Here is a 22,911-nt window from a genome sequence, read left to right on the forward strand (position 1 = left end):
CACCACCGATGCCAGAGAAGTTATTAACCTTAGCTGAGTCTCGGTGGTAATCAGGAAATTAAATATTAATTACCAATTAAAAATTGATCTTAATGGTGAATACTTCGTATATCCATATATTTAGTAAGAGATAATAAATATGGATAATATTCGATTATCATCATGTGATATTCAAACAATGGAAAAACGCCAAAGAGTTCAACTGATAAACTCTTTGCCAGGTTTTAAAAGCGCCAACCTTATAGGAACTACTGATAATGATGGAAATGAAAATGTAACCATTGTTAGTTCTGTTATCCATCTTGGATCATCACCTGCTTTATTAGGGTTTATATTACGCCCTGATACTGTCGAACGACACACTTATACAAATATCCAACAAACAGAACAATACACGATTAACGCTGTATCTGAAGAGTTTTACCAACGAGCCCATCAAACATCCGCTCGCTATCCTAAAGAAGTGTCAGAATTTAGTGAAACGCGTCTCACCCCTTTCTATGACAATCATTTTGATGCGCCATTTGTATTAGAGAGCCCAATAAAAATAGGCTTAAGACTAGCAGAGATTATACCGATCCCATCGAATGGTACACATATGATCATTGGAGAAATTGAGCGAGTTATTTTGCCTAAATACGCATTACGGAAAGATGGCTATATCAATATTGAAAGCCTAGATTTAATGACGCTTTCTGGGCTCGATAACTACCACGTAACACAAAGTGTCGGACGTTTAAGCTATGCAAAACCCGATAAGCCTATCGTACCACTCGATATTGACGGCAACGCTTTTTATATTAAAGAGTAAAAAAACAAGAGCCTCAATGATTGTTAAAAACAATATATTGAGGCTTATAACTTGAGGTTAATATACTGGTTATAATATTTTTTGCTTAATAACTGTCATAACACCCTGTTCGTTATTACTCGGCGCTTCAAATCGAGCTAATTTTTTAATCTCAGGATGTGCATTTTCCATTGAATAACTATGGTAGGTTTCTTTCAGCATTTCGGCATCATTGAAGAAATCACCAAAACTCATACTCTCCTCAAACGTAAAACCAAATTCTTTTTGTAAGTGCTTTATCGCGGCACCTTTTGACGCTGTTTTGTGCATTAAATCAAGCCAAATCTTTGCACTAACAACGACTTGATGCGTTTCACCAAACACAGGCGCTAAAACAGGGTAAATATGCTCTTCTGTACCATTGAAGTTTAATACTGCTATCTTGATAAATTCATCATCAACAGAAAACAAGTCATCAACCAACTCTAAGTTATGATAATACTTGCGGATTTCGTTAAGTGCTCGTTCGCTGGTGGCTTCTGTATAAGCTGAGTTTTTACCGCACAACACGATGTCACAATCAGGCACTTGCTGAACCGATTTTAAAATGGTGTGGATTTCATCGGTAGGTATAGTAGAACTGTAAATCTCTTTTCCTTTATACATCACCAAAGTGCCGTTTTCGGCAATAAACACCATGTGATCTTTTACTGGTTCAAATGTATTAACAAGACTTTGATATTGGCGACCTGACGCAGCAGAGAATAAGATATTTTTTTGTTGAAGCAGTTGAAATACTTCATAGAAATCTGAAGGTAACTGCTTATTATCACAAAGAAGCGTGCCATCCATGTCGGTAGCAATAAATTTGATAGACGTTGTCATTAGGGTTACCACTTAATTATTCTTATTGCCATATTACCTGTTTATTGCGCATTTATGAGTGATTAAAATAAAATATTGCACAATATTATCTTCGTTCATTTCGATAAATTATTTGTAACACGAAATTTAAGACCAATAGCTATAAGTAATTCACATCACATTGCATATTAATAATTAGTTACATTCACCACAAATATTATACTTAGATCACGGTTTAGTATTCTTATTTTCTATATTGTTCTGACATAATTAACTATAAAACAAAGGATAAAGTATGGCTTACCAAGCTAAAGATCTTAACTACCGTGGTGAAAACTGTGGCGTGCATAATTGGATCACAGATGGCGGTCAATCTTTTTACTGGCATCCAGATTGGCTTCATATTGCTGAAGAAGAAACCGGCTTATACGGCAAACATGAGATTGAAGTAGAGAAAGGTGGAGAAGTAACAAAGGGACACGCCGTTCATACAATTTTGAAAAAGTTAAACGAAATGCTCAAAAGTACTGATCACGAATAACAAAATCCCCTAACACGTTTGTTATGATCTGAAATATGTTAGGGGCTTTAATTAACTACAACGAATTAGCTATATTTTTCTGCTGTTTTTTCGACCACTTTGATGATCACACTCACTGCCTTTTCCATCCCTTCAACAGTAATAAACTCATGAATACCATGAAAGTTATAACCGCCAGTAAAAATATTCGGGCATGGTAAGCCTTTAAATGATAAACGCGCGCCATCTGTACCACCTCGAATCGGTTTGATCTCTGGCTGTACATCGCATTCAATCATTGCTGATTGCGCTAATTCAATGATATGTGGGTATGGCTCTACCATTTCACGCATATTGAAGTAAGAATCTGTTAGAACAAGCTCAACACGCCCTTTTTCTAACTGCGCATTTAGCTCATCCACTTTTTGCTGCATGAATGCTTTGCGTTGTTCCTGCCCTTCACGGCTAAAATCACGAATAATATAACCTAGCTCTGTTTTAGCGACAGATGGCTTCATTGATTTTAAATGGTAGAAACCTTCATATCCTTCTGTTGCTTCAGGCGTTTCATTGCTTGGCATCATTAATTGAAATTGCGCTGCAATGTTCATTGAGTTCACCATTTTACCTTTAGCAGTACCAGGGTGAACATTAGTGCCGTAGCAAATCACATCTGCAGATGTAGCGTTAAAGTTCTCGAACTCTAACTCGCCAACAGGACCACCATCTATGGTGTAGGCCCATTGTGCATTGAATTTCTCTACATCGAAGAGATCAGCCCCACGTCCGATTTCTTCATCAGGCGTAAAACCAATGCAAATATCACCGTGCTTAATTTCAGGGTGTGCAACAAGATACGCGATAGCTGTCATGATTTCTGCAACACCGGCCTTATTATCAGCACCTAGCAATGTTGTACCATCTGTAGTGATAATATTGTGACCGTGTAACTTATTTAAATCAGGGTATTGAACTGGAGATAACACTTCATCACCCATGCCTAATGCAATATCACCACCTTGATAGTTTTCTACAATTTGAGGCTTAACATTTAGACCTGAAGCATCAGGTGCTGTATCCATGTGAGCAATAAAACCAATAGCTGGAATATCAGCAGAAACATTTGAAGGAAGGCGTGCCATTAAATAGCAATGTTCATCTAATGAAATATCAGATAAACCCAATTCTTCCATTTCAGATTTTAATTGTTGTGCAAGGTTAAATTGCCCTGCGGTACTCGGACACGTTGCAACGTCACCATTAGATTGTGTTTCGATGCGGACATATCGGAAAAAACGTTCAAGTAACTTATCCATCATTAACCTTACATAGCTTATTTATTTCGAGATAAACACATAGCTTCTCATCTAGATAAATTATGACGGATAAGTTAATCAATGTTCTTGCGATGTATCAGTTTTAATATGAATAAACGCAGATTTACGATTTAGCTGGGATCCAAGGGGATATTTTTTCTATTGACTGGGTAAAACGTAACGTCTCATTAGCAGATAGATCATCAGGTTTAATTTTACCAATCCCTTCTATAAATGAAATGGTTTTACCGTTTTCTAACACTATTGTTTGGTCTACATTAGGATCTGATAACGTGACAACGACACCTTCCGCTTTGGGCATAAACCAGTTACTAAACATACCACCTAAATCTGTCATCATCACATTCATTTGCGGTACGATTGACGCTATATACTCTTTGCTTAGAGAATTGGGCTTATAGTTTAAACCTAAGATCTGCATAGAAACATCACAGGTAATACCCTCATCGATAACAAAAGTAACATCAGGATTGGCTTGCCGAAGGTTACTATCAAGAGGAATAGAAAGTGCATAATCAGCAGGTATCACCAAATCCTCATAATGCTTGTCTTTACGCATTGACGCTTTGTGAATTTTACAGGTATTACCCTGCTGATCGACAAGATATAAACGTATGTTTACGTCTTCATGCCCTTCTTTAAGATTATTTTTAAGCTTTCCATATAACGAGCTATAACGTATTTGAACATCTTGTGAATAAGCACTGTTCGCAGCCAACAATGAAAGGCAGCTCGTTATAATCAATAATCCCTTATTCAATTTCATTTCCCTTACATATAAAAGCTTTTAAATTATCGTATCACGATTTTAATAAGTTATTGCTTGTTATTTTTTTAACAAACAATAAAGTTATAGTGCATTAGGGTGTTGTGTGATTTTATTTTAACAATAAAAAAGCTCCAAATTCAGGAGCTTTTTTAACTTATAACGATTTAGGCATTAAAAACATCTTTATCTATCTTATCAACTGGTGGTTCACCGTTATCTTTCGGTGGTTGCTCATCATCACTTTTTGCCACAGAGGTGACTTGTAAAGTTACGCCAAACATATTGCGATAGATGATACCTTTCACGTTAAAGAAAAAAGGCAATGTCCAAATCAAACCAATACCAGCTGTTGCAATTGAGATAAAAAACATCAGCATGATCACAATATAGATAGCCGTCATTGGTAATACTTTACGGATCGTTGCCATGAAAGAATATTGGATCGCTTTTATTGGTGATACTTTCTTTTCACACACCAATAAAATAGCCATGCTTAATGCCATCGTTAAGAACAAGCCAACCAATGGGAATAAACTACTACCTAGCCCTTGGATTGAAGAAAGCAACAACATGGTAATAAGTGATACTATAGTAAAAGAAAAACCTTTTACTATCTGGCTTGGTTTACTCGGTAAACCAACTGCATGATTTAATGCCATTAAGCTAACACCCACATAAAGTGGTGCAATAAGCACATCAGACCAAAAGTTAGCCATAAAGCCCGCTTTTAGTATTTCAGGTGTAAAGCCCTGCCCTGTGATGAACGCATCAAAAAATACCGTTGGGCTGCCTAATTGAACTTCAAGCCCTAAAAGTAATAATGCAACTTGTGCAAGAAACAAACAAATTACTGCAGGTAAAAAACTAAAAATGTTTTTCCCTGTGATTTTCCATGCCTCAATTAAAACAGTGACGGGTTGTAGTTCCACTTCACCCTTCAATGCTTTTTCAATAGACCCACCAATGTGGAAGCTTCGATTAATTGGCTCTTTCATACTCATGTCAGTTATTGGTGTAATGGCGGCATTGTACGTCAGAGAGGATAAGACAAAAACATTTCTAAGATAAAAAATCAGTCAAGCTGACTAATTTGTGTGTTTTTCATGCAAAAACCCCAAAAAAGCTGATAATGAAATCGTCTTTTCATTAAATATCTACTAATGATACTAAGCTGTAATAAGGCTTTTTATTATAAGGATAGTTTTTTGAATAATAATATTACCGACATCATAGTAAAAGATTGTTTATAAAATCGATAAAGTGACTGACATCATATAAGGGATTTCGCTACTTAACGATGAAAAATATTACATCTTTGCATTAAAATTAGTGAAAAAACGCTTTAATTTGAAAGACTACAGGTCTATCATGCGCCCTTTATTTTTAAGCCAAAATGTTGGGATTTAACCAAATAATCCCAGGGTGGAGATAACGTAGAATTGAACGCTGAAAAAACATCTCAGAAACCTGTCATTCAGCTGAAGGGTCTTAGCAAAAGCTTTGACGGTAAGCAGATCATTTCAGGTTTGGACCTAAACGTAAACAATGGTGAATTTCTAACCATTCTAGGTCCATCAGGCTGTGGTAAAACCACAGTACTTCGTCTAATTGCTGGATTTGAAACTGCCGATAATGGGCAGATCACTATTGATGGCAAAGATGTTACAGACATTCCTGCTGAACAACGTCTAGTAAATACGGTGTTTCAGAGTTACGCACTGTTCCCACATATGACAGTGTTTGAGAACGTCGCGTTTGGTTTACGCATGCAAAAAGTACCCGCGAGTGATATTGAACCGCGTGTAATGGAAGCATTGCGTATGGTGCAACTTGAAAAGTTTGCCCCTCGTAAACCTCATCAACTGTCCGGTGGTCAGCAACAACGTGTTGCGATTGCTCGTGCTGTTGTAAACAAACCAAAAGTTCTTTTACTTGATGAATCACTGTCTGCACTTGATTACAAATTACGTAAACAGATGCAGCTTGAGTTGAAACAGCTACAGCGTAAATTAGGCATTACCTTTATTTTCGTAACACACGATCAAGAAGAAGCCTTATCAATGTCTGATCGCATCATTGTTATGCGCGATGGTCGCGTTGAGCAAGATGGTTCACCTCGTGAAATTTATGAAGAACCAACTAATTTATTTGTTGCCCACTTTATCGGTGAAATCAATGTCTTTGATGCAACAGTTAAAGAGCGTTTAGACGAAAAACGTATCATGGCTGATGTTGAAGGTCGCCACTCATTGATCCACTGTGATTTAGATGTGAATGTTGGTGATAAGGTTAAAGTATTACTTCGACCTGAAGACATTCTTATCGAAGAGATCCATAACGGTGACAAAACTAACGGAATTGTTGGTTATGTTCGTGAACGTACCTATAAAGGTATGACATTGGATTCTGTGGTGCAGTTAGAGTCTGGCAAGTCTGTGATGGTTAGCGAATTCTTCAACGAAGATGACCCTGACGTAGACCACTCTCTTGACCAAAAAGTTGCCATTACTTGGATTGAAAGTTGGGAAGTGGTACTCGCTGATGAGCAAGAAGTTTAATTTACAGAATTTCATTATCGCGTTAGTTGTTAGTTGGTTAGTACTGTTTGTTTTTGTACCTAACTTAATGATTATAGGAACCAGTTTCCTAACTCGTGATGATGCAAATCTAATCAAAATGGTCTTCACGTTTGACAACTATGAAAGACTGTTTGATCCACTGTACGCAAAAGTACTTTGGCACTCTTTTTACATGGCAATCACAGCAACCATTCTGTGTTTAGTAATTGGTTACCCTTTTGCTTATGCCATTGCAAAAATGCCAGAGAAATGGCGTCCATTTATGCTGTTTTTGGTTATCGTACCATTTTGGACTAACTCTCTAATTCGTACTTACGGCCTTAAACTGATGCTAGGTACCCGTGGTATTTTAAATAACACATTAATGTACCTTGATATTATCGATAAGCCACTGCGTATTATGTACACCGAGTACGCAGTAATGATCGGTTTAGTGTATATCTTGCTACCATTTATGGTGCTACCACTCTACTCCGCGATCGAAAAGCTTGATAATAACTACATTGAAGCAGCACGAGACTTGGGCGCAAATAAGGTTCAAACCTTTATTAAAGTGATCTTCCCACTAACCATGCCTGGTGTTATTGCAGGTTGTTTGTTGGTATTACTTCCTGCTCTAGGTATGTTCTATGTTTCTGACCTTTTAGGTGGTGCGAAGAACTTACTGATTGGTAATGTTATTAAGAGTCAGGTTTTAAACGCGCGAGATTGGCCATTTGGTTCTGCAACAAGTATTGCCCTTACGTTAGCAATGGCAATTATGCTGTATGCCTACTACCGTGCAGGTAAGTTGCTGAACAAAAAAGTGGAGCTTGAATAATGGGACGCTTGTTTAAATTTAGCTTTATGTCAGTGGTATATGCATTTTTATATACCCCTATCATTATTCTGATTGTTAACTCATTCAACGAAAGCAAATTCGGTATGAAATGGGGTGGCTTTACTACTAAATGGTATGAGCAACTGGTTAACAATGACAGTTTAATGCAAGCGGCAGGACACTCGATCACCATCGCCGTGTTCTCTGCAACAGCAGCATCTCTAATTGGTAGTTTAACGGCCGTTGCTCTGTTTCGTTATAACTTTAAAGGTAAGAAGTTTGTATCAGGTATGCTATTTCTCGTTATGATGTCTCCAGATATCGTAATGGCAATCTCGCTACTTGCACTGTTCTTACTATTGGGTGCTAACTTAGGTTTCTTAACGCTATTGCTTTCTCATATCACATTCTGTTTACCTTTTGTTGTTGTAACAGTTTACAGCCGATTAAAAGGCTTTGATGTGAAAATGCTTGAAGCGGCACGTGACTTGGGCGCTAGTGAGTGGGTTATCTTAAAGCAGATTATCCTACCATTGGCTAAACCCGCAGTTGCTGCAGGCTGGCTACTAAGCTTCACTCTATCGCTAGATGATGTAATTGTAAGCTCGTTCGTAACGGGTCCAACTTACGAAATCTTACCATTGAAGATTTACTCAATGGTTAAAGTAGGCATTTCACCTGAAGTGAACGCCCTAGCGACAGTGATGTTGATTGTTTCTCTTGTTCTGGTTATTTGTTCACAATTACTGGCTCGAGACAAAATAAAGTAAGCATCAACAACAGCTAATACTAAATGGCTAACTGTATCCAGTTAGCCATTTTTTTACCTATTATTCAATGACCTTCAAATATATTCCCCTGTAACATTTTCAAACACTTTTTTGCTATCTAAAAACTGAAACTTGCTCTAAATTTCGGCCACTTTTTATCGCATTCACTACGAAGACACTCGAATGAAAAAATGGTCATCTCTTGTTATCGGTACAGCGCTACTTTCAGCAAGCGTTAATGCTTTTGCTTCAGAAGAAGAGAAAGACAAACAGTTAGTTTTTATGAACTGGGGTCCGTATATCTCTACTGAGCTTCGTGAGCAATTCACGAAAGAAACAGGTATTAAAGTGATCTACTCGACTTATGAGTCGAATGAAACTATGTATGCAAAACTTCGTGCTCACCCAGAAGGTTATGATCTGGTTGTGCCATCAACATACTTTGTTGCAAAAATGCGTGACGAAGGCATGTTACAAAAGATTGATAAGTCTAAGCTGTCTAACTTCACTGAGCTAGACAAGAACTACCTAGACAAGCCATTTGATCCAAATAACGATTACTCTCTTCCACACGTAATCGCGATGACAGGTCTTGCCGTAAACACAGACATGTATGACCCAGAAGATTTCGATAGCTGGGCGGATTTATGGGACCCAGAGCTGAAAGGTCAGCTAATGCTAATGGATGATACTCGCGAAGTATTCCACATTGCATTACGTAAGTTAGGTTACTCAGGTAACACAACTAACCCAAAAGAAATTGACGAAGCCAAAGCAGAGCTTGAGAAACTAATGCCAAATGTATTAGTTTTTAACTCAGACAACCCTGCTGCGCCTTACCTTGCTGGTGAAGTAGGTCTAGGCATGCTATGGAATGGCTCTGCAGCGGCAGCGCAAAAAGAAGGTTTACCAATTAAGCTTATTTGGCCGAAAGAAGGCGGTATTTTCTGGGTTGATAGCCTAGCTATTGCTAAGAATGCGAAAAACGTAGAAGCGGCACACAAGATGATTGACTTCCTACTTCGCCCAGATATTGCAGCACAAATTTCAGAGCAAACGGGTTACCTAACCGCAGTAGAGAAATCAAACGCAAAATACAAAGACAACCCTACTCTATTCCCACCGCAAGCTGATCTTGATCGTGGTGAGTGGCAAGATTCCGTAGGTAACATGAATATTCGCTACGAAAATTATTTCCTTGAATTAAAAGCGGATCAATAAACAAAATAGAAAGCTGCCATTGGCAGCTTTTTTTATATCTCATATTTATTAATAAACATGGTTAGTTGTAGTTTTTTCTGAAGATTTACTTAGCAAGCTTGTTATTAATCAATATGATAGCGATATTTAACAGTCAAAATTCTGTTTTTTTGTGATGTGGTCGACGAATATTCTCTGCTATAATAACTTTGTTTTATGATTAACATCTGTTTATGCATTAAAAATAATACTCTAATGCGTTTACAACCAATTAGGAGAAGCGGTCAATACCGCTAGAGAACACTCTCGACATCCTGTTTAGTTAGGAGCTAACACAATGAAAAAATGGTCTTTATTAATGGCCGGTGCTGCATGTGCAATGTCAATGTTTTCGAACGTTGCGACTGCTGACGATAATAATAATAATAAATCTAATGAGCTGTACTTTTACAACTGGTCTGAATACATCCCATCAGATGTTTTAGAAGAGTTTACAAAAGAAACAGGCATTAAAGTTATTTATTCGACTTACGAGTCGAATGAGACGATGTACGCCAAGCTAAAGACCTACGATAAAGGTTATGACCTTGTTGTTCCTTCTACTTACTACGTAGCTAAAATGCGTAAAGAAGGTATGCTTCAAAAAATTGACCATTCGAAAATTCCAAACTTCGCAGGTCTAGATCCTAACTTCTTAAATAAACCTTTTGATCCTAACAACGACTACTCTATTCCATACATTTGGGGCGCAACGGGTATCGGTGTTAACACTGACATGATCGACAAGTCTAAAATCACTAGCTGGGCAGACCTATGGGACCCTAAGTGGCAAGGTCAGTTAATGATGATGGATGATGCGCGTGAAGTATTCCACGTAGCGCTACGTAAACTTGGTTACTCTGGTAACACTGAAGACCCTAAGCAAATCAAGGCAGCATACGAAGAACTGAAAAAACTAATGCCAAACGTATTAGTCTTTAACTCAGACTACCCTGCTAACCCATACATGGCAGGTGAAACCTCATTAGGTATGCTTTGGAATGGTTCTGCTTATATGGCACGTAAAGATGGCGCACCAATCGACATCGTATGGCCAAAAGAAGGCGCAATCTTCTGGATGGATAACATTTCAGTACCAAAGAATGCTAAAAACGTTGATAACGCATACAAGATGATCAACTTCTTACTGCGTCCTGATATTGCAGCGAAAATTGCATTACAAATTGGTTACCCAACACCGGTTGCTGCTGCTAAGAAATTACTGCCAGCAGACTTTGTTAACGACCCAAGCATCTACCCACCACAATCTGTAATGGATGCAGGTGAATGGCAGAACAGCGTTGGTCCTATGACTGAAGTTTATGAGCAATACTTCCAAAAACTAAAAGCTGGCGAATAATCGACACTGATAGTTAAATACAAAAACCGAGCCTCTAGTGCTCGGTTTTTTATTATCTATTCAAAACATCACAAAACATCAAAATTGTTATTTCTGCGCGTTAAGTAACTCTTCTACATAAGTAGGTACAAGTTCAGATGCTTTGCCATAACGTTTTTCTTCAAACTCATTTTCAACGTTACTTGGCTCAAGATTAAGTTCAATAGTATGAGCACCTTGTAATGCCGCCTCATGCACAAAGCCCGCAGCTGGATATACATTGCCAGATGTACCAATAGAAATGAATAAATCAGCCTTCACAATCGCATCATGGATTCTGTCCATCCCAATTGGCATTTCACCAAACCACACAATATCAGGGCGCATTGGGGCTGGTATTTGACAACAGTGACAATGATCGCTGGTATGTAAATCACCATGCCATTCAACTGTTTGTCCCGATTCACAGCAGCGTGCTTGTAATAACTCACCATGCATGTGAATGACGTTTTTACTGCCAGCTCGCTCATGCAAATTATCAATGTTTTGCGTAACGATAGTCACATTACCATCTAATTCTTGTTCAAGCTTGGCAAGTGCCATATGCGCAGCATTTGGGGCAACAGAACCATTTTCAATTTGTGCACGACGAGCATTGTAAAAGCGTTGAACAAGCTCAGGATCACGCAAATAGCCTTCTGGGGTTGCCACGTCTTCAACACGATGTTCTTCCCATAAGCCATCAGCAGCACGGAAAGTTCGGATCCCCGATTCAGCTGAAATGCCGGCACCCGTAAGTACGACAACGTTTTTGTAGGGGAAAAGCATAACAACATCCTTTCTTTAGTATTTATTATTCCTTTATAGCACTGATATCACACGACTTTAAGCATCTTTTATCTCGATATAATTTGTACGTGATATCACACAATAAACCAGCGTAATTATCATATTCATATACAACAGATATAAAAAAACCGACACGCATGTCGGTTTTTAAAATCACAAACTACGATTATCAATTAGACGAAGATTTTCCCTTCGCTTCTTGCTGTTGTGATTCACTGTATCCTGGTTGGTTTTCTGGAAGATCTTTTACTTCCTCATACCATTCACTGTGGTGTTCACGCGCCCAAGTTTCATCAACCTCACCCGTCACCATACCATCAATACCCGCTTCCATACCGAACAGGCCGATATAGATGTGGAAAATGAAACCACAGATCAGGATAAGTGCAGAGATCATGTGTACTAGGTTAGATAATTCCATGTGACGACGTGTTTGGTCGAAAATTGGGAAATCAAGCACAAAACCGCTGATCACAATAAATACACCAAAGATCGCTAACAGCCAAAACAAGGCTTTTTCACCACCGTTCGAGAAACCAGCTTTTGGGTGTGAGCCTTTATGTTTACCCACCATGCCGCCCATTTTCTTGAACCAATCAATATCCACTTTACTAAAGATACTCTTACGCCACCATTTAATGACAACGAAAAGAAGAATGATTCCAAACAATGGACCTATATAGTTATGATACTGCTTCGCTGCATAAATGATCCAGCCCCACACTTCTGTTGGTACGATAGGTTTAATAAAATGTTTACCGTAAACAAGAGTTAAACCGCTAAAACCTAACGTTAAAAATGTGAATGCTAAACTCCAGTGCAGAGCACGATCCATCCGGCTCCAGCGCTGAATTTTACGACCTGTTTTAGGCTTACTTAATTTAAGAGGACCTACAACAAAGTATGCTAGCGTCACCATCACAAGGCTGCCAAAAATAGCCATCGCGCCAAGTGGTGACATCCACTTTTCTTTTAAGATATACCATGTTTGACCAGGCACACTGATCAAAACATCGTGCTCAGGCCAACCTGATGTTGTATACCCTTTTTCGCCATCTTTGACCGCACGCCAATAATCAGCACCAGCAAAACCTATGACTTCTTTTTTTACCACAGATTCACCAAGTTGCTCACTACTGGTTGTTGTAGTAGCTTCGTTTGCCATCACTTGGACAGAAAACGCAACCATTAATGCGGTAACGAATACCGTTAACCAGCGTTGAATTCGCTTAGTCATTAAAGCTCCTGCCTGCTCAATTTGAACAGAAATTTGTTACATCCGAGATCTAAAATTTAGGCTCAACACATAGGCTGAGCCCAAATAAAGACAATTACGCTTTACGTACTTTTGCCGCGTCGTACGCTAGATCTTCAGTACTTGCCCAACCTGCATCTTTTGCACCACGAGCAACAACACGCTTGCTGAAGATTTCAGAAATCTTCTCAGCGTCACCTGCAAGTAGTGATTTAGTCGAACACATAGATGCACACATTGGTAACTTACCTTCTGCAATACGGTTTGCGCCGTAAAGTACACGCTCTTTTTCTGAACCAGGTTCAGTATTTGGACCGCCAGAACAATAAGTACATTTATCCATTTTGCCACGCTCTGCGAACGCTTCCTGTTTAGGAAACTGAGGTGCACCAAACGGACAAGCAAATAGACAGTAACCACAACCAATACAAAGATCTTTATCGTGCTGAACGATGCCATCTTCTGTTTGACTGAAACAATCTGCCGGACAAACCGCCATACAAGGCGCATCACTACAGTGCATACAAGCAACAGAAATAGATGTTTCACCTGGTAAACCATCGTTTAGTGTCACAACGCGACGACGTTGAATACCCCAACCTACTGCTTCTGAGTTAGCATTTTTACAAGCTGTCACACAACCGTTGCATTCAATACAACGCTTAGAGTCACAAAGAAATTTCATACGTGCCATTTGATGACTCCTTACGCTTTAGTGATGTTACAAAGGGTGACTTTTGTTTCTTGCATCTGAGTTACTGGATCGTAACCATATGTCGTTGCTGTGTTAGCAGCTTCGCCAGAAACATAAGGAGCACAACCTTCTGGGTAATGACTACGTAGGCTTTCACCTTCGAATTCACCACCGAAGTGGAATGGTAAGAATGCTAAGCCTTCGCGAACACGTGGGGTTACCATCGCTTTCACTTTAATACGGCCTTTTTCTGCACCTTCAACCCAAACCATCTCGCCATCTTTAATGCCACGATCGTTTGCATCTTTCAGGTTAAGTTCTACAAACATTTCTTGTTGTAGCTCTGCAAGCCATGGGTTTGAACGCGTTTCTTCACCACCACCTTCATATTCAACCAGACGACCAGACGTTAGAATAATTGGGTATTCTTTCGACATATCTTTGTCTTGAATTGACTTGTACAGAGTTGGTAAACGGAACAAATGCGCCTTATCATCCCAAGTTTGGTACTCAGGAAGAAGATCACGACGAGGTGTGTATAGTGGCTCACGGTGAATAGGCACTGCATCTGGGAATGTCCAAACCACAGTACGTGCTTTTGCGTTACCGTAAGGAATACAACCGTGTTTAATCGCTACGCGCTGAATACCACCAGAAAGGTCAGTTTTCCAGTTCTTACCTTCAGCAGCCACTTTCTCTTCTGCTGTTAGGTCGTCCCACCAACCAAGTTGCTTCAGCATCTTAGCGGTAAACTCTGGGTAACCATCTTCTAGCTCACAACCTAATGAGTAGCTATCGTCAGCAAGTAGGCTTACACCATTGTGCTCAACACCGAAACGTGCACGGAAGTTACCGCCACCCTGTGCCACAGTCTTAGATGTATCATAAAGAATATGTGTACCTGGGTGCTTCATCTCAGGTGTACCCCAACAAGGCCAAGGTAGACCGTAAGTTTCACCATTTGCAGGACCACCCACCGCTTCTAAAGAAGTACGGTTAAATGTGTGCCAGTTTTGTTGGTGCTCTTTTAGACGCTCAGGGCTTTGACCTGTGTAACCAATCGTCCACATACCTTTGTTGAATTCACGTGTGATGTCTTCAATGTGTGGGCGGTTGTTTTCAATTTTAATGTTCTTGAATAGTTGATCCGCAAAACCAAGACGCTTAGATAGCAAGTACATGATTTCGTGGTCAGGTTTTGCTTCAAATAGCGGCTCGATAACTTGATCACGCCATTGAATAGAACGGTTAGTTGCCGTTACTGAGCCGTATGTTTCAAACTGCGTAGTCGCTGGGAATAGGTATACATTATCTGTACGACCATTCATTACCGCTGCAACACCTGGGTATGGGTCAACGATAACCATCATATCCAGTTTTTCCATCGCCGTTTTCATTTCAGGACCACGCGTCTGTGAGTTTACAGCGTGACCCCAGTAGAACATGGCACGGATATTATCGCGCTGTTCAATCTTATCTTTGTTTTCTAAAACACCGTCGATCCAACGAGAGACAGGAATACCTGCACTGTTCATTGGTTTCTTACCGTTGTAAGTGTTTTGGTCGAAACGACCTTGTAGCCATGAGTAGTCTACATCCCACACTTGTGCCCAGTGTTTCCAAGCACCTTCAGATAGACCGTAGTAACCAGGTAGGTTGTCAGAAAGTACGCCAAAGTCTGTTGCACCCTGTACGTTATCGTGACCACGGAAGATGTTTGCGCCGCCACCTGATTTACCCATGTTGCCAAGTGCAAGTTCAAGGATACAGTAAGCACGTGTGTTGTTGTTACCTGTCGTATGCTGAGTACCACCCATACACCAAACAACACAGCCAGGACGGTTTTCAGACAGCATTTTCGCTGTTTGGTAAACTTGATCTTCTGGCACGCCAGTTACGCGCTCAACTTCTTTTGGATTCCATTTCGCCACTTCTGCGCGAACTTCGTCCATACCGTAAACACGTTGACGGATGAATTCTTTATCTTCCCAGCCATTGTTGAAAATGTGGTAAAGCACACCCCATACAAAAGCAACGTCAGTACCCGGACGCAAAGAAACGTAGTGATCTGCTTTTGCAGCAGTACGTGTACGGCGAGGATCGACAACCACAATCTTACAGCTGTTCGTTTCTTTCGCGATAAGGATGTGCTGCATTGCTACTGGGTGAGCTTCAGCTGGGTTTGAACCAATGAATAACATCGACTTACAGTTATGCATGTCGTTTAATGAGTTAGTCATTGCACCGTAACCCCAAGTGTTCGCTACACCTGCCACTGTTGTTGAGTGACAAATACGCGCTTGGTGGTCAACGTTGTTAGAACCCCACATAGAAACCATTTTACGGAACATGTAAGCTTGTTCGTTGTTATGCTTAGCAGAACCTAGAAAGTAAACAGAATCTGGGCCTGATTCTTCACGGATCTTAAGCACTTGCTGGCTTACTTCATCTAAAGCTTGTTCCCAGCTCAGTTTCTTCCACTTGCCATTAACAAGCTTCATTGGGTATTTTACGCGACGAGCACCGTGACCATGTTCACGAAGTGCTGCGCCTTTCGCACAGTGTCCACCAGCATTAAAAGGGTGATCGAAAGCGGGTTCCTGGTGAGTCCATACACCGTCTTGCGTCTCTGCGTAAATACCACAACCCACTGAACAGTGTGAACAAATAGTACGTTTAACCACTTTAGGCGCGTCATATACATCTTCAGATGCAGCTTCTGCTTTTTTCATCATACCTGGTGCAAACATGCTTGCACCAGCAACGCCACCAGCGGCAGCTAGAGATGTATTACGAATAAAAGAACGACGAGAAATACCCAGTTGGTTTTCTGCTTTGCTCACTTTATCGGAACGTTTAGTAAGTTTCATTTAGAGCTCCGTCTTACAAAGTGTTGTAGTAATCACGAATATGTTGGGTCTCGTGATAACCTTTAGTTGTTTTTGTTTTTTTCTCTTCTGACTTTTCAGCAGCCTGAACTGCTGTTGTCGTACCAGCAGCAACAGCACCAGCAGCCACAGTTAAGCCAATGTTTTTCAACAATTGACGGCGGCTTTCATTGGTTTTTTGCTCACTCATAAAGTTTGCTCCTTTATCGTCACTAAAATAAGTTACGATGGGTTTTTGCCTTAGTTTTATTGCTTTGAATCAAACCGTTGCAAGCAACGTATAGGGATTATTTTGATTCTAAAAAGCGTGTTTTCTCTACAGTTAAAAACTGCAAAGCAAGCTCACCAACAGCGGTATAAAAAACAGCGCTGTTAGCAGCTTTAACATCGGTACAGAACTTTTCACACCACTCAGCTAAGTGACGATTAAAGAACGTTTTTTGAAGGTGCTCATCGCCGCCTTCAACTAGCATTGCCATAACTTCAAGCAAAGCCGCAATATGATCTTCCGGTTCCTTCACTGACTCATCACGTTCAAATCCTAATTGCTTAAGATCTCGTCGAAGATAAGCCAGAGGCATTTCCATTAATGAACCTGTTAAATACCATGATCCAAAAGGCACAACTTCACCGCGACCAATACCAATAAATACATCTTGATATTCTTCTTCAACTGCAAGTGGCATGCTCTTTTGTGCTGCAAGTTTCAGTAAAGGCCAAGCAGCAGACATAGTAGATTGTTGAGGTTTATTCGCCGTATCAACATCTATATCAGCCAAAAAATTCAATACATTTTGATCAGGCGCTTGACGAAATAAATGTGCAAGCATGTTATAAATTTCAATACGAAGTACTGCGTCTTCATTCAATGACGTTTGAGCAGGGCTCATAGCAATTGTTTCCATCTTCGTTCCTTAAACTCGAGCCTGACTTTCTGGATCTTTTTCCATTTGTTCGAAAATATCGCGAACACGACAATCTTCACACATGGATAAACGACGAATAGCATCACCTTGGAAGTGAGAATGTCCTTGAAGTTTTTCAGTTAACATTTTCACCATAGATGCTGGCGCGAATGCATTTCCACAACTGATACAACAAGCCGCAGGCTCTTCATGAACAAGACGTGCTTCTTTACGAGCATGCCAATCCCAATTAAAACGAGGTTCTAATGAAATCACTTTTTCAGGACACGCTTTTTCACACATACCACATTGAACACAATCTTCCTCAATAAATAGAAGACCAGGACGATCACCAATGGCATGTAAGGCGCGAGTTGGACAAACGGCCACACAACTCATACATAACGTACAATCCGTTGTGTCACATGAAACAGAACCATAAGGCGCTTTTTCTACAACGGAAGATTGTTCTGGTTTTGTACTTGCTTGGGTGTAAAGCATTTCAAGTGAAGAAAATAGTTTTTCACGTTTAGAGCCAGTTAAAGCCTCTGTAACAGGAGAAACTAGTGCATCGTCATAAGAAACAAAGTTCTCAACATCACTAAAATCAAACAGGCAAATACGATCAGCGTCATAACCCATTTCCGTTAAGAAACGTTGAGCCATTGCAAGCTCATTAGATAAAACGCGATCAATCGTGGCAGGAATATATTTTTTGTTAGTCGCAAGAAGAACTTGATGCGCACCATAAACTAACGCACTAAACCAAGTATCCACACCCACTGTTGCAAGCTCTTCTAATGCAATCGCAATGACTGAACTTGGAAAAGTTGCTAATGCTGCAGTCACCACTTTCTCATCACGATTACCGTACAAAAGTAATGTTGGTTTCTCACCGCCCTCTTGCTTATAACGAGTAAGAACACGATGAACAAAGTTTTGTGTATTTTGAGGATCAGGTAATGCATATGTGATCGCCTCTGTTGGACAAGCTGTAGCACACGTGCCAACACCCTGACAAAGATAAGGATCAATCGCAATTTCTACCCCATCACTGCTTAGTGCGCCTGCAGGACAAGCATCTAAACAACGATCACAACCTTCAACACCACGAGATGAGTGTGCACATAGATCTGGGTTTAAACGAAAGTATTTAGGTTTATCAAAAGTACCCATCATAGCCGGTAAATCTTCCACCAGCTGAGCCAGTTTATCTTTACGACTACCTACTGCGTAATAACCCGGAGCAGGAATTTCTAACGACATAATGCCGTTTTCTGTCATATCTAGGATCAAATCAAAACAATCACGACCAATAGCTACTTTTGCTAAATTCGCTTTTGTTAATTGACCTGTAACCTGACAAGTCACTTCAAATGCACCAAGGTAACCTTTAGCTGATACATCTTGACTAAAATAAAGATTAGACAATCCTGCTTTATCGCCAGTTGTATCAATTGCCAGTAACGTTACGCTATTCAGTTCTGAAAACTGTTCGGCAAGTGCAATAATGTTTTCCTGAGAACCCACGATCAACAAATCCCCACGGCTTTCATACGTTACCGTAGGTGGAATTAAATTTGTTAGCTCTACTGTGCCATTAATTGCAGTAGCACGTGCTTTACCGTTTGTATCAGAAAATGCTTCTAGTGTACTTTTTAACATTCTTATTCCTGTTTGCCCGTCACCGCTAGTCAGTGCCGATTGAAGAAGCGACGAAGCTATGTCTTAATGTCTTTCCACATTAAAATCTAACTTTCATTTTCTTCTCACCCTTATAGAGCAATAACCGATCCAACTTTTCACGGAATAAAATGACTTAAAAGGAACTAAAGTCGGAGATGGATAATCACCCTTACCGCTATTGAGACATTTTGTCTTAACGCAAAAGACCCATTGCGCCAAAATGTCCCAACAATAAATATGGTTTTAGTTCCCTTTTTGTCTCACACAATAAATTTAACTGTCTTGCGCTGTTTTATTTTCTAAAGAAATCGATGTAGGGATCGTTTCTTCAACAGCATTATTTTCGTTAGATAGTGCTGAATAGTGAGTATATTGAGGAGCGACCGATTCAGCCTCAACTCGTTCAGTAGTTGATTCAGACAGTTCAGCTATCTCTGCTTTCTTCGTAACCTCAGAGTCAGGTGTTACTTCACTACCTAAGTCTTCAACAATATCTGTCACTTTCTCTACCGCTTTATCCATCCAGCCACGCATTTGAGAAGCAATCGCAGGATCAAGCGTTGGGATGTTGCTAAAATCTTCCGTGCAATCATCCATGTCACTGATATAATTAAATTCTTCCGAATGAAATAACTTGCGTAATGCTGCTTTCTTAACTGATTTCTCAACCGATTCTTTCATAAAAGATGCAACGCCAGAATCATAAGTCACTGTTGAAACATCATCATGAGTCAGTGCTATATCAGGGATATCACCAGCGACCAAATCAGTATTATCTAATTGATTATCTGGCGCTTTATCCGTTTCAATAAGTTCAACAACATCTGTATTAATAGCAGTATTTTCGGTAACAACTACGTCTTGTTCTAAGGCCGTTTCAGCACTTTCGAGAGTTAACTCTTCACCAGCAGATTTATCTTCTGTTTTGGTTAATTTTCTTTGAGACCAACGTTGAAAAAAATTAGTTGCCACTTGAACGCCCTTTTTGCTTTTTACCTTTGCCACCGCCTCGACGTTTACACTCTTCTAATTCGCCGTGTCGGCCAAGGTACGCTTCCATCCATACTTGAATAGGTAATGGAATTTGGATGTGAAGTACAACGTAATCACCATCCATATAACGTGCTGCAACCCCTTGAGCGGCCGTCATTAAAACAGGTTTAAGTTGTTCATCTTCTTCCGCACAAACAAAAAATAAATGCGGATCTTGTGCGTTTAAGTTAAAGCGGTACTCCATACGTTCATCACGAAATAATTCAAGTGGCAGCATGTAATTACCAGCACCGATTTCCGCAAGTTCTACATTTAGATCTTCTTCACCATTCAAGCAAAGATCTTCAATCGTCCACGCATATGTCGTCCAACGCCCAACTTGTCTCTCTTCGGCTTGAAGTCGAAAATAAATAGGCCAAACACTTTCATCTTTCTTTATTTCTAGCTTTGCTTGTTCTGGCACAATTACTCCTTACATCTTGCTTTTTACATACCCGCCTATCGCGGTATGTTGAGAATATTCGTCCGTTACAAGCAAAATTTAGACCAAGTAATCAATGGTAATTAAAATATCGCCAATAAGTAACAATCAGGAGACTCATCTACCCTGAAAGTTAAAATATGGAACAATATTTGCTTTAGTGCGTTTAAGGTGAACTTATTCACCTTGATACGTGTCATTTAATACTACTTATTGAGCTTAGTATCATTGTGTGTATTTTGACGGACTTATTTGAAATCTCGATACGTTTCTTGTAACCACTGGATATCCTAATGAGCCAACTGCCTAAAATTATAAAAACTAAATCCGCCGTTAAGCAGACAATGTCTGTGGAAATCATGGATGAGTACGGTGATTTGCAAATCAAAGAAATTGCATGTGAGCATCCCCTAACGGTTTATTTAAATTGGATTGAAATCGTTACCCTGATGACGTTGGGTGAACGTCCTTCTGCGCTTGTGCTCGGTTACCTAAAGAACCAAGGCTTTATCGAAGATATTAATGCCATCGAATCTGTGATCATTGATTGGGATACCAACTCTGCCGCCGTTATTACCCGTGAAAATACTGATGGCTTAGAGAAAAAATTAGAAAAGAAAACTGTTACCTCAGGCTGTGGTCAAGGCACCATGTACGGTAACGTAATGAAAAAGCTTGAAAACGTAACCCTGCCACAAGTACAAATAAAACAATCTATGTTATATGGGCTTCTTGAAGCGCTAACTCACCACAATGAAACTTACAAAGCTGCTGGTGCCGTTCATGGTTGCGCCGTTTGCCGTAATACCGAGATCTTATCGTTTGTCGAAGATGTAGGTCGCCATAACGCCGTTGATACCCTAGCCGGTGAAATGTGGCTAAAAGGTGAAATAGGCGAAGATAAGATTTTCTACACCACAGGACGCTTAACCTCAGAGATGGTGATTAAAGTCGCGCAAATGGGTATTCCCGTACTTTTATCTCGTTCTGGTGCAACGCAAATGGGTTATGAGTTAGCACAGAAACTTGGTATCACAATGATTGCCCGCGCTAAAGGTCATCGTTTCCAAGTTTATAATGGCGGCCATAACCTTATTCTTGATGTAAAAGGTGCTGATGCCTCACAACAATCAAATAAAACAGAACAACCATCTTCTAATAAAGAGCAAAACTAAATGGCAGACTTTCCAGAATTCATGAACGCGAAATTAGTCGCGGAATATTTAGATCTTAATGAAAAGAAAGTTTATGCCCTTGCTAACGATGGCTTACTTCCTGCAACTAAAGTAACGGGTAAATGGTTATTCCCTAAAGCGATGCTGGATAAATGGCTATTAGAATCTTGCCATAACGGCGTATTAACCGATCGTTTATTAATTGCTGGCTCAGACGATCCACTATTACAAATGGTAGTTGGTAAGATGGCTAACCAATTAGGCAGTACAGCATTAGTTGGTTATACCTCAACGGGTACACGACAAGGCTTAGCTATGTTAAGTAAAGGGCACGTTGATATGTGTGCCATTCACTGGGGCAACGCTGAAGAAGCTAGCCTTCGACACCCTGCACTGTTACAACAATACCAAGGTAATAAAAACTGGGTATTAGTCCACGCATTTGAACGTGAACAAGGTTTAGTGGTGAGTAAAGAATTAGCCGAAGCGGTAAATTCAAAGTCGATTCAATTACCTGAATTGCTGTCTTCTCGCTGGCGCTGGGCATTACGTCAGGAAGGTGCTGGTAGTATGCGAGCATTAGAAGAATGGTTACACGGTCACGCTTATAACCTCTCAATGCTGAATCAATCTGATGTGTGTAACAGTGAACGTGAATTGGCCTCATCCATTGCTCGCGGCCAAGCTGATGTAGGTTGTGCTAGCCAAAGTACAGCAGGTGAATTTGGTTTAGGCTTTATTCCACTGTGTACCGAAGCCTTTGAGCTAGTTATTCCAAAGAATATTTATTTTAGAACCCTACAACAGCAGTTGCTACAAGCAATTTCAGATGAGGATGTTCAAGCGCACGGTAACGCACTCGGTGGTTATAATTTCGCACGGACAGGTAAACAAGTATGGAGTGCTAACTAAGTCAGCCACCAGCTAATAGCCATCTTTGAAGTAAGATGGATAATAA

The 22,911-nt window shown here is 40.0% G+C and carries 22 protein-coding genes; 9 read left to right on the forward strand and 13 right to left on the reverse strand.

Annotated features, from left to right (window positions below):
* Positions 1–139: 139 nt before the first annotated feature.
* Positions 140–811 (forward strand): flavin reductase, encoded by a 672-nt coding sequence (locus tag I3259_RS06350; RefSeq protein ID WP_238028849.1) that lies wholly within the window; start codon positions 140–142, stop codon positions 809–811.
* A gap of 69 nt (positions 812–880) precedes the next feature.
* Here the strand turns inward: I3259_RS06350 and I3259_RS06355 are convergent, their stop codons facing one another.
* Complete coding sequence (locus I3259_RS06355; RefSeq protein WP_238028850.1) at positions 881–1,675, reverse strand: Cof-type HAD-IIB family hydrolase; 795 nt, start codon at positions 1,673–1,675, stop codon at positions 881–883.
* A 274-nt stretch (positions 1,676–1,949) separates the two neighbouring features.
* On the opposite strand from I3259_RS06355, the gene I3259_RS06360 reads away from it, so the two are divergent.
* Complete coding sequence (locus I3259_RS06360) at positions 1,950–2,195, forward strand: hypothetical protein (protein ID WP_238028851.1); 246 nt, start codon at positions 1,950–1,952, stop codon at positions 2,193–2,195.
* Positions 2,196–2,260: 65 nt separating this feature from the next.
* On the opposite strand, the gene pepT is transcribed toward I3259_RS06360, so the two are convergent.
* From pepT to I3259_RS06375, 3 genes are all read right to left on the reverse strand, one after another.
* Positions 2,261–3,490 (reverse strand): peptidase T, encoded by a 1,230-nt coding sequence (pepT, locus tag I3259_RS06365; RefSeq protein WP_238028852.1) that lies wholly within the window; start codon positions 3,488–3,490, stop codon positions 2,261–2,263.
* A gap of 124 nt (positions 3,491–3,614) precedes the next feature.
* Positions 3,615–4,277, reverse strand: a complete 663-nt coding sequence (locus I3259_RS06370; RefSeq protein WP_238028853.1) for a DUF2987 domain-containing protein — start codon at positions 4,275–4,277, stop codon at positions 3,615–3,617.
* Between the two features lie 167 nt (positions 4,278–4,444).
* Positions 4,445–5,275: a hypothetical protein gene (locus I3259_RS06375; protein WP_238028854.1), complete on the reverse strand. Its 831-nt coding sequence runs from the start codon at positions 5,273–5,275 to the stop codon at positions 4,445–4,447.
* A gap of 444 nt (positions 5,276–5,719) precedes the next feature.
* Here I3259_RS06375 and potA point away from each other — a divergent pair, with 444 nt between their 5' ends.
* The 5 genes from potA to potD all read left to right on the forward strand — a co-directional run bounded on the left by potA (position 5,720) and on the right by potD (position 11,048).
* The gene (gene potA, locus I3259_RS06380; RefSeq protein WP_238028855.1) at positions 5,720–6,838 is read left to right on the forward strand and encodes a spermidine/putrescine ABC transporter ATP-binding protein PotA; all 1,119 of its coding nucleotides are present in this window, start codon (positions 5,720–5,722) and stop codon (positions 6,836–6,838) included.
* Complete coding sequence (gene potB / locus I3259_RS06385; RefSeq protein WP_045128969.1) at positions 6,822–7,679, forward strand: spermidine/putrescine ABC transporter permease PotB; 858 nt, start codon at positions 6,822–6,824, stop codon at positions 7,677–7,679. Before potA ends, potB begins: the two co-directional genes overlap by 17 nt.
* The gene (gene potC / locus I3259_RS06390; protein ID WP_045084112.1) at positions 7,679–8,449 is read left to right on the forward strand and encodes a spermidine/putrescine ABC transporter permease PotC; all 771 of its coding nucleotides are present in this window, start codon (positions 7,679–7,681) and stop codon (positions 8,447–8,449) included. The genes potB and potC overlap by 1 nt, the downstream gene beginning before the upstream one ends.
* A gap of 183 nt (positions 8,450–8,632) precedes the next feature.
* Positions 8,633–9,670, forward strand: a complete 1,038-nt coding sequence (locus I3259_RS06395; protein WP_238028856.1) for an extracellular solute-binding protein — start codon at positions 8,633–8,635, stop codon at positions 9,668–9,670.
* A 316-nt stretch (positions 9,671–9,986) separates the two neighbouring features.
* Positions 9,987–11,048: a spermidine/putrescine ABC transporter substrate-binding protein PotD gene (gene potD / locus I3259_RS06400; protein WP_238028857.1), complete on the forward strand. Its 1,062-nt coding sequence runs from the start codon at positions 9,987–9,989 to the stop codon at positions 11,046–11,048.
* An 87-nt stretch (positions 11,049–11,135) separates the two neighbouring features.
* Here potD and cobB read toward each other — a convergent pair whose 3' ends face one another.
* From cobB to I3259_RS06445, 9 genes are all read right to left on the reverse strand, one after another.
* Positions 11,136–11,855, reverse strand: coding sequence for a Sir2 family NAD+-dependent deacetylase (gene cobB / locus I3259_RS06405; protein WP_238028858.1), 720 nt, complete (start codon positions 11,853–11,855; stop codon positions 11,136–11,138).
* Positions 11,856–12,045: 190 nt separating this feature from the next.
* The gene (locus I3259_RS06410; RefSeq protein WP_238028859.1) at positions 12,046–13,113 is read right to left on the reverse strand and encodes a formate dehydrogenase subunit gamma; all 1,068 of its coding nucleotides are present in this window, start codon (positions 13,111–13,113) and stop codon (positions 12,046–12,048) included.
* A 94-nt stretch (positions 13,114–13,207) separates the two neighbouring features.
* Positions 13,208–13,825, reverse strand: a complete 618-nt coding sequence (gene fdh3B, locus I3259_RS06415) for a formate dehydrogenase FDH3 subunit beta (RefSeq protein ID WP_005367779.1) — start codon at positions 13,823–13,825, stop codon at positions 13,208–13,210.
* Positions 13,826–13,836: 11 nt separating this feature from the next.
* Entirely contained in the window at positions 13,837–16,695 is a 2,859-nt protein-coding gene (locus I3259_RS06420) for a formate dehydrogenase subunit alpha (RefSeq protein WP_238028860.1), read from the reverse strand.
* Between the two features lie 13 nt (positions 16,696–16,708).
* The gene (locus I3259_RS06425) at positions 16,709–16,903 is read right to left on the reverse strand and encodes a twin-arginine translocation signal domain-containing protein (protein ID WP_005367776.1); all 195 of its coding nucleotides are present in this window, start codon (positions 16,901–16,903) and stop codon (positions 16,709–16,711) included.
* Positions 16,904–17,000: 97 nt separating this feature from the next.
* Positions 17,001–17,618, reverse strand: coding sequence for a molecular chaperone (locus tag I3259_RS06430; protein WP_005367775.1), 618 nt, complete (start codon positions 17,616–17,618; stop codon positions 17,001–17,003).
* A 9-nt stretch (positions 17,619–17,627) separates the two neighbouring features.
* A complete protein-coding gene (locus tag I3259_RS06435) occupies positions 17,628–19,283 on the reverse strand; it encodes a 4Fe-4S binding protein (RefSeq protein ID WP_238028861.1) in 1,656 nt (551 codons plus the stop codon).
* Positions 19,284–19,577: 294 nt separating this feature from the next.
* Entirely contained in the window at positions 19,578–20,276 is a 699-nt protein-coding gene (locus I3259_RS06440; RefSeq protein ID WP_238028862.1) for a DUF3306 domain-containing protein, read from the reverse strand.
* A complete protein-coding gene (locus tag I3259_RS06445; RefSeq protein WP_238028863.1) occupies positions 20,266–20,760 on the reverse strand; it encodes a DUF3305 domain-containing protein in 495 nt (164 codons plus the stop codon). The genes I3259_RS06440 and I3259_RS06445 overlap by 11 nt, the downstream gene beginning before the upstream one ends.
* A 311-nt stretch (positions 20,761–21,071) precedes the next feature.
* Here I3259_RS06445 and fdhD point away from each other — a divergent pair, with 311 nt between their 5' ends.
* Positions 21,072–21,953 carry a formate dehydrogenase accessory sulfurtransferase FdhD gene (gene fdhD, locus I3259_RS06450; protein ID WP_238028864.1) on the forward strand — a complete coding sequence of 294 codons (882 nt, stop codon included), beginning with the start codon at positions 21,072–21,074 and terminating at the stop codon, positions 21,951–21,953.
* Positions 21,954–22,865 (forward strand): helix-turn-helix transcriptional regulator, encoded by a 912-nt coding sequence (locus I3259_RS06455; RefSeq protein ID WP_238028865.1) that lies wholly within the window; start codon positions 21,954–21,956, stop codon positions 22,863–22,865.
* The last annotated feature ends 46 nt before the right edge of the window (positions 22,866–22,911 follow it).

Source organism: Photobacterium sp. Ph5 (assembly GCF_022129445.1).
Classification (GTDB): Bacteria; Pseudomonadota; Gammaproteobacteria; order Enterobacterales; family Vibrionaceae; genus Photobacterium.